Source organism: Mobiluncus sp., from assembly GCF_034180645.1.
Classification (GTDB): domain Bacteria; phylum Actinomycetota; class Actinomycetes; order Actinomycetales; family Actinomycetaceae; genus Mobiluncus.
Genome location: NZ_JAXFNY010000009.1, coordinates 17593 through 31007 on the forward strand (window position 1 = coordinate 17593; position 13415 = coordinate 31007).

At 57.4% G+C, this 13415-nt stretch carries 11 protein-coding genes and 1 other RNA gene; 3 read left to right on the top strand and 9 right to left on the bottom strand.

Features of this window, described 5'->3' with window-relative positions; all coding sequences use genetic code 11:
* The first annotated feature begins 276 nt into the window (after window positions 1–276).
* Complete coding sequence (locus SPI05_RS03710; RefSeq protein ID WP_321076300.1) at window positions 277–1593, top strand: hypothetical protein; 1317 nt, start codon at window positions 277–279, stop codon at window positions 1591–1593.
* 95 nt (window positions 1594–1688) lie between these two features.
* Here the strand turns inward: SPI05_RS03710 and SPI05_RS03715 are convergent, their stop codons facing one another.
* The 8 genes from SPI05_RS03715 to SPI05_RS03750 form a co-directional block, all read right to left on the bottom strand.
* Window positions 1689–2048, bottom strand: a complete 360-nt coding sequence (locus tag SPI05_RS03715; RefSeq protein WP_321076301.1) for a thioredoxin domain-containing protein — start codon at window positions 2046–2048, stop codon at window positions 1689–1691.
* Between the two features lie 80 nt (window positions 2049–2128).
* Window positions 2129–3178 carry an aspartate-semialdehyde dehydrogenase gene (locus tag SPI05_RS03720; protein WP_321076302.1) on the bottom strand — a complete coding sequence of 350 codons (1050 nt, stop codon included), beginning with the start codon at window positions 3176–3178 and terminating at the stop codon, window positions 2129–2131.
* Complete coding sequence (locus SPI05_RS03725; protein WP_321076303.1) at window positions 3175–4509, bottom strand: aspartate kinase; 1335 nt, start codon at window positions 4507–4509, stop codon at window positions 3175–3177. Before SPI05_RS03725 ends, SPI05_RS03720 begins: the two co-directional genes overlap by 4 nt.
* Window positions 4510–4720: 211 nt before the next feature.
* Window positions 4721–5323 (bottom strand): recombination mediator RecR, encoded by a 603-nt coding sequence (gene recR / locus SPI05_RS03730; RefSeq protein ID WP_321076304.1) that lies wholly within the window; start codon window positions 5321–5323, stop codon window positions 4721–4723.
* The gene (locus SPI05_RS03735; RefSeq protein ID WP_321076305.1) at window positions 5323–7356 is read right to left on the bottom strand and encodes a DNA polymerase III subunit gamma and tau; all 2034 of its coding nucleotides are present in this window, start codon (window positions 7354–7356) and stop codon (window positions 5323–5325) included. The genes recR and SPI05_RS03735 overlap by 1 nt, the downstream gene beginning before the upstream one ends.
* Before the next feature lie 184 nt (window positions 7357–7540).
* Window positions 7541–9253: an OmpA family protein gene (locus SPI05_RS03740; protein WP_321076306.1), complete on the bottom strand. Its 1713-nt coding sequence runs from the start codon at window positions 9251–9253 to the stop codon at window positions 7541–7543.
* Window positions 9254–9366: 113 nt separating this feature from the next.
* Window positions 9367–9462, bottom strand: an RNA gene (gene ffs, locus SPI05_RS03745) — signal recognition particle sRNA small type.
* 5 nt (window positions 9463–9467) lie between these two features.
* The gene (locus tag SPI05_RS03750) at window positions 9468–10280 is read right to left on the bottom strand and encodes a hypothetical protein (protein WP_321076307.1); all 813 of its coding nucleotides are present in this window, start codon (window positions 10278–10280) and stop codon (window positions 9468–9470) included.
* A gap of 234 nt (window positions 10281–10514) precedes the next feature.
* Between SPI05_RS03750 and SPI05_RS03755 the strand changes: the two genes are divergently transcribed.
* Together SPI05_RS03755 and SPI05_RS03760 are read left to right on the top strand one after the other, a co-directional pair.
* Window positions 10515–11981, top strand: coding sequence for an NAD(P)/FAD-dependent oxidoreductase (locus SPI05_RS03755; protein WP_321076308.1), 1467 nt, complete (start codon window positions 10515–10517; stop codon window positions 11979–11981).
* Window positions 11982–12010: 29 nt separating this feature from the next.
* Window positions 12011–12208: a hypothetical protein gene (locus SPI05_RS03760; protein WP_321076309.1), complete on the top strand. Its 198-nt coding sequence runs from the start codon at window positions 12011–12013 to the stop codon at window positions 12206–12208.
* 133 nt (window positions 12209–12341) lie between these two features.
* Here the strand turns inward: SPI05_RS03760 and galE are convergent, their stop codons facing one another.
* Window positions 12342–13367, bottom strand: a complete 1026-nt coding sequence (gene galE / locus SPI05_RS03765) for a UDP-glucose 4-epimerase GalE (RefSeq protein WP_321076310.1) — start codon at window positions 13365–13367, stop codon at window positions 12342–12344.
* Window positions 13368–13415 lie beyond the last annotated feature (48 nt).

The following is a 13415-nucleotide window of genomic DNA, read 5'->3' on the forward strand; positions in this document are numbered from 1 at the left end:
ACTCACTGCCCCTAGTCTACCTGGAAGTGTCTGGAATAATAGCCCAGCCCCACAACCGGAAGCTAACGTCAATAATTATCCCGGTTATCAGGCTGGAACACCCGGCACATACCCGCACAGCAAGGCATCGCCAGGATTCCTGGGGTGGTTTTATCGCCCGCGTGTTCAGGATTCAGACCTTTGCATGGACAAACCTGGAGGTTACCTTGGAAAATGCTATGAATATGGATATAATAGGAGGTACTGTCCTATTGTGATGTTGAAACCGGTGCGCTCATGGAAGATTTAACCCAGGAACAACTTGAAGCTATCAACCCAGATACCCCGCTGGATCGTTTGCAGACTATTGCACAAGACGCTCCGGAGTTGCGCCCCTTACTAGCTTTGAACCCGTCGACCTATCCTGACCTTTTGGATTGGCTAGCTGAACTGCAGGATACGCAGGTCGATGACGCTCTCGCGAAACGTGCTGAACTGGTGCAACGAGGTGAACTGGAACACTACGCAATGGCTTATCTGTCCCCAGACTCACCCGTCGCAGAACCTCAGGTATCTCAGCCGAGCGAACTCCCACTTGACCTCCAGCCCGAGACTTCCCAACCGGACGACTTGCCTGTACCCGAGGAATCTCAGCCCTCCCCTCTGCCAGAATCGCCCGTTTTTGAGGAACCGGAATCTGAGCCTATCGAGTTAGAGCTCTATGAGGATGACTACTCGTCCGCTGCCGTAGCCGCGGCCGAAATGGCGGCGGTGAACCGGGAAAACCAGGCCTCAGGACCGGACTTTACTCCCGATTTCGCCACTGCTGCAGGTCCCGAATTTGCGACGACCGGAAGGCTCGACTCCCGGTTTTCCCGCTCCAGAGCAACAACAAAGAGTCGGTACAACCGGTTTTGGCTGTGGATGATTTTTGGGTTATTGATTTGGCTGGTCGTGATTGTGCTGGTTGTCTGGGGACTGGCCAACCAAGCTGATAAACCGGTTCCCGTGAATGCTAACGCGGCAGAACCCACCCCGAGTGTGAGTGCCACTCCCCAAGAGTTAGTACAAAACGGCTTGCCGGAAGGGTACACCGGCCCCACCAAGACTATTGAAGTGCCCGGAGCCAACCCTGGCAAGACCATAAAGCGGGTTGTTCCTGATGAGAGCGCCAGTGCTAGCGCCTCGCCGACACCTACGCCCACGGATCCGCTGGCTGCCCCGGCTAATGCCAAGAAGCTCAAAAGTTTTACTACTGCTGACGGCAATGTTCGCTGCATCTTCAGCGGGTCACAAGTACAGTGTTTCGCTAACTCTACGGATCCTTACTACTGTTCTGCACAAGCCCCGAATACGGGATACAGTGATGTACTTTACGCCTCGCACAGCCGCCGCCACGAGTATGCGTGTATCGAACCCATCGACACGGCCACGGAAGGGACTTTGGCTGCTAACGAAACGGTTTCTAACGGCATTTTTGCCTGTCAGGCCAGTAAGTCCGGCAACCGCGTGGTGTGCTGGAACACCACCGCGGGCGATGGCATCGTGGTGGGTAGCGATATGGCGGCACGCTTCGGTAAAGGCCAATACGTCCCTCCGCAGTGGGATAAGTAAGCTGCGTCTGGCGAATTGTGTCCCGACGTTTCGTCTGGCGGTAGATATACGTCACCCCCGGCGAAACCGGGGGTAGAGTGCGAGTTATATGGGGGTTACTGTACTGCCCCGTGCCCGGCTGCGACCTGGGCCATATCTAAGTTCCGAACCTGGTGGAGCAGTTCGTCCAGCTGAGTGCCTTGCAGCAGGCCGGCCTCACGGAACACCAGGATTGACTGCCGGAAAATCATCAGTGTTGGGATGGAAACAATACCCGCCGCGTTCACCAACGGTTTTTGTTCCTCGGTGTTGACGGTGCCAAAGTAAACGTCCTGGTTATGCAGGGAAGCCTGTTCAAAAACCGGGGTAAAAAGGCGGCACGGGCTGCACCATGGAGCCCAGAATTCGAGCACCACAATATCGTTCTCACTCATAGCCTGAGCCATGTTATCTTGAGTGACAATATTCACTGCCATGAGTCGGTGCTCCTTTCTGGAATGAGTTTAGCACAGAGAAACATGACAACACGGTAAATTAGTTACAATTATTTAACATTTTAAAGTTCCGCTGCTACCAGTTCCGCTAGTTGCACCGCATTGAGTGCAGCACCCTTGCGCAGGTTGTCGCCGCACACGACCATGATTAGGCCACGATTGTCGTCAACTGCCTGGTCTTGACGGATGCGGCCGACCAGGGAAGGGTCGATACCGGCAGCGTCCAGCGGTGTCGGTACGTCTTGCAGAACCACACCAGGAGCGCCGTCTAACGCCTGTTTGGCCTGTTCAACAGTAATAGGGCGGGAGAATTCGGCGTGAATAGTGAGGGTGTGGGAGGTCAGCACCGGGACGCGCACGCAGGTTCCCGACACGCGCAGGTCAGGTATCCCCAGGATACGGCGCGACTCATTGCGCAGCTTTTGTTCCTCATCGGTTTCCAGGCTGCCGTCATCTACGTATTTGCCAGCAAAAGGCACCACGTTGAAGCCGATGGGAGCCACGTAGGTTTCCGGAGCAGGCCAGGCGATGGCTTTGCCGTCGAGGACGAGTTTGTCTAGGTTGGAGACGTCCCCCACGGTTTTTACCATACGTTCCAGTTCACGGACCCCTTTAAGTCCCGAGCCGGACACTGCCTGGTAGCTCGAAATCGTCAACCGGGTCAACCCAGCAAGGTTGTGCAGCACTTTCAAAGGGGGCATGGCCGCCATAGTGGTGCAATTCGGGTTGGCGATAATGCCTTTCGGGCGGTTTTTCAAGTCTTGGGGGTTGACCTCGCTGACAACTAGGGGGCAATCCGGGTCTTTGCGCCAGGCGCTCGAATTGTCAACCACGACAGCTCCAGCCTCCACAAATTTCGGGGCGAATTCGCGAGAGGCGGCGGCACCAGCACTAAAGATAGCGATATCTACCCCGGAAAAGTCCGCTGTCGCAGTGTCCTCCACCACGACCTGCTGACCCCGAAAGTCAACCACGGTACCCGCAGAACGGGATGAAGAAAAGAAACGAAAACGGGAGGCAGGAAAGTTCCGTTCCGTGAGCAGAGTCCGCATGACCCGGCCGACCTGACCGGTCGCACCCACCACGGCTACGCAAAGATTATCCTGGCTCATCGTCCCGTACCTCCATAAACTACGGCTTCAACCTGTTCAGCATCGAGGTCGAACGCGCTGTGAACCGCACGTACAGCTTCGTCCAGCTGATCCTCGCTGACCAGGACGCTCAAGCGGATTTCCGAAGTGGAAATCATGTCAATGTTGATTCCCGCCTTGGAAAGAGTTCCAAAAAGTTTTGCAGAAACACCCGGATTGGTTCGCATTCCGGCGCCCACGAGCGACAACTTACCCACGTTGCCGGTGTGGACGACCTTTAGAAAACCTCCTTCCGCCTTCGCACCTTCTAGCGCCTTTACTGTGTCCGCAGCATCGGCGTGGGGCAGAGTGATTGTCAAGTCGGTAGCGCCTGGCTGCACCGTCGACACGTTTTGCACAATCATGTCGATGTTGGCGCCGGCTCTCGCAATAATCTCAAAAATGTGGGCGGCTCGACCCGGTTCGTCGGGCACTCCCACCAAAGTAATCTTGTCCTCGCTGCGGTCATGCGCGAGGCCGGAAATAATCGGTTCCTCCACGGGGGTCTCCTTCATGAGCTGGGATTCAGGGTCAAATGTCAAAGCACTGTCGGGCACCAATCCCCTTAGCTCGGGATGAGCCGGCCCATCGGAAATCCAGGTGCCTAATTTGTCCGAAAAGGAAGAACGCACGTGGAGGGGCACGTGGTAGCGCCGCGCAAACTCGACAGCCCGAAGATGCAGGATTTTTGCGCCGTGGGCAGCCATTTCCAAGGTTTCTTCATAAGTTGTGGACGAAATTTGTTTTGCCTTAGAGACGATACGTGGGTCTGCCGTGAACATGCCATCCACATCGGTATAGATTTCACACACATCGGCGTGAAGGGAAGCAGCTAACGCCACCGCGGTCGTATCTGAACCGCCACGGCCCAGTGTAGTCACGTCTTTACGTTCGTTCACACCTTGGAAGCCTGCCACAATCGCGATGTTGCCATCATGAATAGAGCGGGCAACCCGTTCAGGCACCATCGAAACGATATGTGCCTTGCCATAGTGGTTATCGGTCAGTACCCCGGCTTGCTGGCCTGTATAGGAAATGGCGGTTTCACCGAGTTCATTCACGGCCATCGCTAACAAGGACATCGAAATCCGTTCCCCGGCAGACAGCAGCATATCCATTTCCCGCTGGGGAGCTTTCTGCGTGACAGAAGCGGCCAAATCCAGCAGGTCATCAGTGGTGTCTCCCATCGCGGAAACCACCACCACAACGTTGTGACCAGCTCGTTTGGTGGCAACAATACGTTTGGCGACACGCTTCATGGCCGCTGCGTCCGATACAGACGAGCCGCCGTACTTTTGCACAACCAGCGCCATGAAAACCTCCCTTAAGCCGACACGCGGCAGTGAGGGCCGCGGCACCTTTACTGCTGACCTCTTGATTATAGCGATTATGCCCGAAACTCGTGAATTCGCCGCCGGGAGGCGAATCGGGTTTTCCCGACAAGCGGTTTGGAGCAGGTGGTTTTGCGGCGGGAGATTGTGGGTGGGCAGTTTTTGGGCAGACAGTTTGAGCGAAACGAGGTTTCTACAGGCGGCGCCGACCTTCCAGGGCGCGCCCCAGCGTCACTTCGTCAGCATATTCCAGGTCGCCTCCCACCGGCAGGCCGGAGGCCAGACGCGAGACGGGGATTCCCATGGCAGAGAGCATTCGCGCCAGGTAAGCTGCGGTCGCTTCACCTTCCGTATTAGGGTCGGTGGCGATGATGACTTCCTTGATGGCGGAATCCTGCAGGCGCGTCATCAGCCCGGCAATCCGCAGCTGATCGGGGCCGACCCCGTTGATGGGATCCAAGGCGCCGCCCAGAACGTGATAAAGCCCGCGATACATCCGGGTGCGTTCCAGGGAAACAATGTCGGTTGCCTGTTCCACCACACAGATGAGCGACTGATCCCGGCGGGAATCCTGGCAAATCGCGCATACCGAATGTTCGGTGATATTTCCGCAAACCTCGCAAAAGTGGACTTTTTCCTTAACGCTGGTCAGCGCCTCGGTGAGTCTCTTAATGTCGGCTTCATCCGCACTGAGTACCCAAAATGCGATGCGTTGGGCGGATTTTGGCCCTACGCCGGGCATTTTTCCCAGCGCGTCGATGAGGTCTTGCAGGGCTTCGGTGAAAATTTGGCTCATCACCGGCCTGCCTTTGCAGACGGGGAACCGGGCGGGGTTTTCGGATTAATGATGGTTCCACCCAACATGGCTTGAGCAGTCTGGATTCCCGCTTTCATTTCCCCTGAAGCTTGCGGGTCAGGCTGTTTACGTGGTTCACCAGATTCTTTCGAGTCACGAGGTGTGGTCGCGGTTGCAGGTGAGGGTTGCTCCGCAGGGGTAGCAGCGGGCGCCCCGAAACCAGCCACCACTCCGCGTACTTCCACGTTGAGGCCGGTAAATCCCTGAATGACCCCAGCCAGGGCGGAAGTGTGGCGTTCCCCGAAGGCCCGCACCAATCCGGGGTTCGGGAAAGCGATTTCCACCGTCGAGCCGCGCATTCCTTGCAGTTGGCCATGGGATTCCAACAGATTTCCGGTCGCGGCGTGATTTTGTTTCACACGAGCCATGATTTTGCCCCAGTTGGCGCGGATTTTTTCATAGTCTCTATCTGTGCCCGTGCCGGACTGGGTCGGTTGCGCGTCCTGGGTGGGAGCGGGTTGGTCTGCCGGGGTATCGCGTCGAGCAGGCTTTTGCCCGGACTGACCGCTTGGGCCCGGATTATCTGGCTGATCCGTACCGCCGGTATTACCACCGGGAATGTCCCACGGGGTAGGCTTGAACTCCCATTTTTCCTCACGGGGCACCGTAGTTGGCTCGGGCTGAGAAACGGTGTCCTGTCCGCGCTGTGGAGGGGAAACCGGCGCTGCTTCAGACGCGGACGCATCCGGGCTCGCGGATGCGCCTGACCTCGCGGCAGGATCAGCCGAGCCCGCAACGGTGCTGGTGAGAACCCCTTGTGAAGGAGTCTCAGTGGGCGCGGGCGCCAACAGGGGAGCAGGACCGCCGCTGTCCCGAGAGCCCGACCCGGTAGCTTTCGTTGCCTCCGGTGGGGGCGACGCCAGACCTTCCGCGGAGGTCGCCAACAGCAGTTTCGCCACCAACAGTTCCAATGCCAGACGCGGGGAAGTGGCCCCCACCATCTCGGTTAGCCCCTCGTCAACGAGTTCGGCACAGCGCGTCAGGGTCCGCGGGCTGAGAGCCGCCACTTGGGGACGCATCGCCGCCAGTTCGGCCTCGGGCAAATCCCCCAACACGGCCCCGGCTCCCGCCCCAGCGAGCTTCATCACCACCAGGTCACGCAGATATTGCAGCAGGTCCTCGACAAAACGCCGCGGTTCGTGTCCGGTTTGAATCATTCGGTCCACCACCGTGTAGGCATCGGCACCGGAGCCGGACACCAAAGCGTCCACCATCCCGCTCAACAGAGCTGAATCGGTGTAGCCCAGCAGGGACACGGCCCGGTCATAGTGCAGCTTCGGCTCGGCCTCGCCGGCAATGAGCTGATCGAGGATGGACAAAGAATCGCGCACGGACCCGCCTCCGGCTCGCACCACCAGACCCAGCACCCCGTCCTCGGCCGTGACGCCCTCGGAACGACACAAATCCGCCATGTAGTCGCGCAATACCTCCGGGGCAACCAACCGGAACGGGTAGTGATGGGTGCGGGAGCGAATCGTGGAAATGACCTTTTCGGGGTTCGTCGTGGCGAAAATGAACTTAATATGTTCCGGAGGCTCCTCTACCAGCTTTAACAGGGCGTTGAAACCTTCCTTGGACACGTTGTGTGCCTCATCAATGATGAAAATCTTAAACCGATCCCGCGCTGGGGCATAGGCCGCCCGATCGCGCAGCTCCCGAGTGTCGTCCACTCCGCCGTGAGAGGCCGCGTCAATCTCAATGACGTCCAGGGAACCCGGCCCGCCTGTCGCCAGATCCCGACAGGAATCGCAAGTCCCGCACGGGGTAGCGGTCGGTCCCTGGGCACAGTTCAGGCAGCGCGCCAAAATCCGAGCGCTGGTCGTCTTTCCGCAGCCCCGCGGCCCCGAGAACAGGTAAGCATGGTTGACCCGCCCGTTCGCTAAAGCCGCCTGCAGCGCCTTAGTTACGTGTTCTTGACCGATTACGTCCTCGAAAGTGTCGGGACGGTAGCGGCGATACAGGGCAGTCATCATGTCTCTACTCTACCCGAGCCCCGGTGGCGAAAATTTTCAAGTTTCGCGCAGTTATTTCGGCCCCGACTAACCCAGCGCCAAACATGCCCCGCGATGCTGGCCAAAAGCGCCCATTCTGGCGTTTCTCGCTCGCCCCTGCGGGCTAGGGGGCACCATTTTCTGTGCCTGCAATAGTATTTCTAGGTTACGCTGCCTGAGATTCAGCAGAAGTGCCGCTGGGTTGTTTGGTCTGACCAGACTGGTTCTTCTGGGGTGTGGGCTTGCTAGAACCCTGAGAAGAGCCGGAGGCCTCACCGGGCTGTTTCACCGGAACATCGTTAATCCGGTAGCCATACTTGACATGGTTGTATTCCTTGGAGGCATCGATGGTGATGGTCTTGGTGTTAACCGGCGGGTACAGAACCGGAACAGTCCACTTTTCACCCGGTTTCAACAGCGGAATGGCGCCTAGGCTTCCGCCCGTCACCACCCCGTGTATATTTTTCCCGTTAACACCGATACGCGGATATTCCAACGGCACAGTGCGCGCCGAACCTAGCAAAATATCAGGCCCGTAGAAGACAGAGCTGATATTGGTAGTCGTCTCTTCTGGACGATGAAAGCCGCCCAGGTTCAAAGACATAGAGTCCACCTGGTCAACAGCTTCCACCGTGAATGTCACCAGGGTGTAGTTCGGGTAGGCCACGGCCTCGGAGGTAGAGATTTGCACATACCGGGGATTACTGGCACCACTGCGGCTGACATTGTAAAGCACTGCCTTGGGCCAATCAGATTCCTGGGCATACGGGGCGGGCATTTGTGCGCTGGTCGCCTGCAGTTCTAGGATTTCCTTTTTAACCGGGGTGTTAATGGAAACCTGCACCCGTCGGTTCTTTGCCCGCGAAGCGTCATCAGAGTTCGGCACGGCCGGTTGCGTCTCGCCTTTGCCCGAAGCCTTGAAAGTGAAGCCCGACAACTCCGATTTGCCCTCCAGCACGGCTTTTACTGCGTTCGCCCGGTTTTCACTCAATGCTTGGTTCCCAATAGTCGGCTCAGGCACGTTATCAGTGTGACCCACAATAGTTACCTCACCCGGCTCGTGAGTCGCCAGCGTTTTCGCCAAGTCATCCAAAGTCGCCTGGGCTTCGGGCTTAATGTCCCATTTGCCGGAATCAAAGAATACGTCGGCAGCCAAAGTCACGTCCAGGCTCTTTGAACTCGAAGCCACGTCCATGCCCGGAACTATGGTGAAAGCCGAGTACTCCCCGTGGTTATCCTTTGCTGCCTTGTCGGGCAGGCTATCCAAAGCTTTTTGCAAAGACTTCGGGGCTTTCGCCGCGTCCTGGACCGGAACATCGTAGGCGAAACCGATGAGGCCCAAATCGACCCCGACCGTGCCTGGATCATCGCCGATGTCCCCGAAGGGTACCAGGACGCTTTCGGAAATCGGGTCTCCGTCTTTGCCGCTGAAACTGCTGTTCTTGGTGTCGGTCCCATCCTGTTTGACGTAGGGAACGTGTTCTTGGTCGTCACGCCAGGGTTCAAAAACCTCAGTGTCCGTCAACAGATACATCCCCGAATATTCCCTTTGCGCAGGATAATCCGGGGTGGTGAGAGCCGTTCCGACACTGGTTTTCACCATGGCGGAGTTCACATCATCGATGCCCGCTGTAAGCGCCAGCGCCGAATTGCCGTTATCCAGCCGATACAGCGGGCCTACCTGGGCCCACATAGAACCGGCTTCGAAGTCAGCTTTCAGGTCGATGGCGCCTGGTAGGCTCTGCGGAGCCTTTTTACTCACCGAAGCGTCAGGCTTGGCTGGTTTTGGGGTATCTTTCCCGTTGGGTACACATCCCGTCAACGCCAACGTCGCCACAAAGGCTGCCGCCACCAGCATCCTCAAACCAGGTTTCACCATGAATAGCCAGCTTTCCGCAGTAGTCACACTCTGTTCGCAGATTAACAAGCTAAAGTAAAGCCTCTGTGCTCACCAGGTTAACATCAGGTAAAAATATCCGCGGACGCCGGAAAAATAAAAGTTCCCCGCGCACCCGACAGGGAGCCCTTATCCTTGCTGTCTTCCGACCCTGGGGAGGTTCAGACTATGCCGTCACGCGGGGAACGAGACTATTCTACTTGGCGGCAGCCAGAATTAGGAATTCTCCAGCCACAATCATTCCGGGGCGGGGACGTCCCGCAATGTCGCCTTCAGCCACGCACACGCTGAGGGGGAATCCCGCCGCAACTTCCAACACCCAGAAGTTTTGTCCCGTCAGGGTGTTGGAATGCATCTCGGCGGCTGTAACTTTCGCAGCCAGCACGGCTCCGGCGTGCGCGCCCTGCTTTTGCAGGACGGAAACAGCTCCGGTAGAGATGAAGGTCGGCAGGGTTTCTTCCGGGGCGCGCTGCGGGCCGTCCAGAGCCGCGCCGAAAATTTTGGCGGTCTGGCTCGCCGCGTAACTTGCCACGTTTTCATACAGTTCGACGCGCTGCGCTAGGGCGGAAATCCCCAGTTTCCCGGCATCGGCACGTCCGGGCTCGTGTCCCAGCCCGGACCGCATCGCCACGCAAGCCTTACCTACGGAACGCTCCGTCCCCCCTTGTGCGTCAACTATGTCAACCAAGGCAAAACGGTCTGCCATCTCGACCCACCGCGCGTCAACCACGGCGTTAGCGTTGAAATCCTGGTGAATATCCGCAATTTTCTCCGCAACCACGTCAAACACGGCGACCGCGCCGGAACGGTCCACGTATTGGAACGTGCCGTTATCCATATCTCCCACCACCGGGGTGCATTGGTCAGCCGCCTGGGCCAAAATTGCGTCGGCTCGTTGCTCGGTGGTCATTTCAAAGCCCACAGCACGCCAGGTCGGTCCAATGGTAAAGACTTTCGTGCCGTCCTCGTCATTGGACTGTCCCAAAGCGTTTTCACCCGCCACACTCATGGTTCGCTCCTCATCAGCTGCTCACGGTTTTCCCCGGTTTACCTTCGGGATTCTCTGAATTTCAAGTCTAAACCACAAGAGGGGGCGAAGCCGGTAAATCCACCCCGGAGTTTAAGCTATAATAAGCCTTGGTCGTGCAGTGCCGGACGTCCCGTTCCGGTGCGGATTTCCCACCGCTCAACGATTTCCTGAGGCACTGCTAAAGAACCGCAACAGATTAAGGAAGTTGTAACTATGGCAAGAGTTGTCGTCTTAGGTGCGGGCATTTCCGGTCATACCGCCGCCATGCATCTGCGTCGCAAGTTGTCGCGGCGCAATCATGAAGTCGTGGTCATTTCCCCGCGCGCCAACTGGAACTGGGTTCCCTCCAACATTTGGGTGGGCACCGGCAAGATGAAGAAGAAAGAAGTAGTGTTTCCCCTCGCCCCACTCTATAAGCGCAAGGGGGTCATTTTTCATCAGGCGGCAGCGAAAGTTATCTATCCCGAGGGTCGCGGCGATGATTCTCAGCCCCAGGTCGAGATTGAGTTTACGGGAGGCAAAAACAAAGGTCGGCGCGCTTTTGTGCATTATGACTACCTCATCAACGCGACTGGCCCGAAACTGAACTTTGCCGCTACGCCGGGTTTGGGCCCGGATTGTGGCAACACGTATTCGGTTTGCACTCCTGACCACGCCGAACAGGCCGGGGTCGAGTTCCAAAAAATCGTCCAAGAGATTAAAGAAACTGGGACTCCCAAGCGGTTCGTGATTGGGACCGGCAACGGCGGGTGTACCTGCCAAGGCGCCGCTTTTGAGTACTGTTTCAACACTGAATATGACCTGCGCCAGGCGGGGATTCGGGACAAGACTGAGGTCGTTTACCTCACTAATGAGGAAAAGCTCGGCGACTTTGGGATGGCTGGGATGCGGTTTAAGGACAACGGCTACTCTACCGACTCCCAGTTGTGGACGGAATCGCTGTTTCGGGAACGCGGGGTGAAAGCCATCACCGGTGCGGGGGTTCGCGAAGTGCGCCCGCACGCTCTGACTTACGAGGATTATGACGGCAATATGCACGAGTTGTCCTTTGATTTCGCCATGCTGCTCCCGCCGTTTACCGGGGTCGCGCTGGAGGCCAAGAAACCTGACGGGACGTTGATTCCCGAAATGTTCAACCCGGCTGGGTTCATGAAGGTAGACGCGGACTATTCGAAGAAGAGCTCTGCGCAGTGGTCCCACGAGGATTGGCCCAAGACTTACCAGTCCCCGCTGTATAAAAACATTTTTGCCGCCGGGATTGCTTTTGCGCCCCCGCACGGTATTTCGAAACCGCACCAGACTCCCAACGGCACCAACATTACCCCGGCGCCGCCACGTACCGGGATGCCGTCAGGATCAATTGGTAAGGAAGTAGCCATGAGCATAGTTGACCTGATTAACCAAGGCCCGCAGGCGAAACTGCACGAAGCCTCGATGGCGGTGTTGGGGGCGGCTTGCGTAGCCTCCACCGGCACCGGTTTTAAGAAAGGCTCCGCGGCCGCGATGGTGATGTTCCCCATCGTGCCCAATTACGACAAGTACCCGGATAATGCCGGACGCCATCCCAAACTGAGTTTCGGACGCATCGGCCTGTTCGGGCATTGGACCAAGTTCCTGCTTCACGTGGGCTTTATCTATAAAGCGAAGTGGAAGCCGTTTTGGTGGATTATCCCCGAGTAGCCCAACCCCACGTAGAGAGGATTTTGATAATGACTGACTTTAGCGCGTCCCCCACGATTGAGGAGTTATGCCCGGCCACCGCCGAACGGATTGCGGCGGCCCCGAACCCTTCCCCGGCGACTTTGCGTCACCGCCAAGACCCGTTGCTCCAGTTGTTTTCCTTTGTGAGCTTTAACTGGCGGATTTTGCGCCTGGTGACTATCGCCAAGTTCGGTTCCAAGAGTTGAGAGATACCTCCGAGTTCTTACCGGAAGCAACACGGTTCAACCGGCGAGCACGACAAACGTCATACACGTCAACCATGCCGCCCAAGTCAGCCACGTCACCCAAGCAGTCTTAGTAGCTGGCCACAAAAACGCGTTAGCCGGCGTAGCCGTTCGGGTTCTGCGACTGCCAATTCCACGAATCTCGGCACATATCGTCCAAACCTAGGTGCGCCTCCCAGCCCAGCAGTTCCCGAGCCAAACTCGCGTCGGCGTAAACCGTGTCAATGTCTCCCGGTCGGCGCCCGTCAATGACGTAAGGAATGGGTTTGCCGCAGGCTCGCTCCATCGCGTGCAACAACTCCAACACGGAATACCCCTGCGAGGTGCCCAGGTTTATCGCCTTCGCGCCCCGATGTTTCAGCCCGTAATCAATGGCGGCCACGTGCCCGCGCCCCAAGTCCATGACGTGAATGTAGTCGCGCACCCCGGTTCCGTCCGGGGTGTCGTAGTCGTCGCCGAACACGTGCAGTTTTTCGAGCTTGCCGACTGCGACCTGGGTGATGTAGGGCATGACATTGTTCGGGATGCCCTTGGGATCCTCGCCAATCCGGCCGGAGGGATGCGCCCCAATGGGGTTAAAGTAGCGCAGCAACACGGCAGAAAACTCGGGATCGGCGTGGCACACGTCGCGCAGCATGATCTCGTTCATCAGCTTGGACCAACCGTAAGGATTGGTAGCGGTGCCGGTCGGCATGGTTTCTTTCAGGGGGGACACCCCGTCAGCTCCGTACACGGTAGCGGAGGAGGAAAAAATCATCAGGTGACAGTCGTGATCCCGCATGGCGCGCACCAGGGAGAGGGTCGCGTTGAGGTTGTTGTCGTAGTATTCCACCGGCTTGGCTACCGATTCGCCCACCGCCTTGAGCCCGGCAAAGTTAATTACTCCGTCAACCTGGTGAACCGCAAAAATCCGTTGTAAAGCGTCAATGTCGCGCACGTCTTGCTGATAGAACGGGATTGTTTCCCCCACAATTTCCGAGACGCGTGTCATCGCTTCCGCGCTGGAGTTATACAGGTTATCGACGCAGACCGCACGGTATCCCGCCTCATAGAGGCAAATCAGCGTGTGCGTGCCGATGTATCCGGCTCCTCCGGCTACCAAAATTGTTTTCTCAGTCATTGTACTGTTCCTTTCTCACAAGGGCCCCCGTTGAGTTGTCGGGTTGAG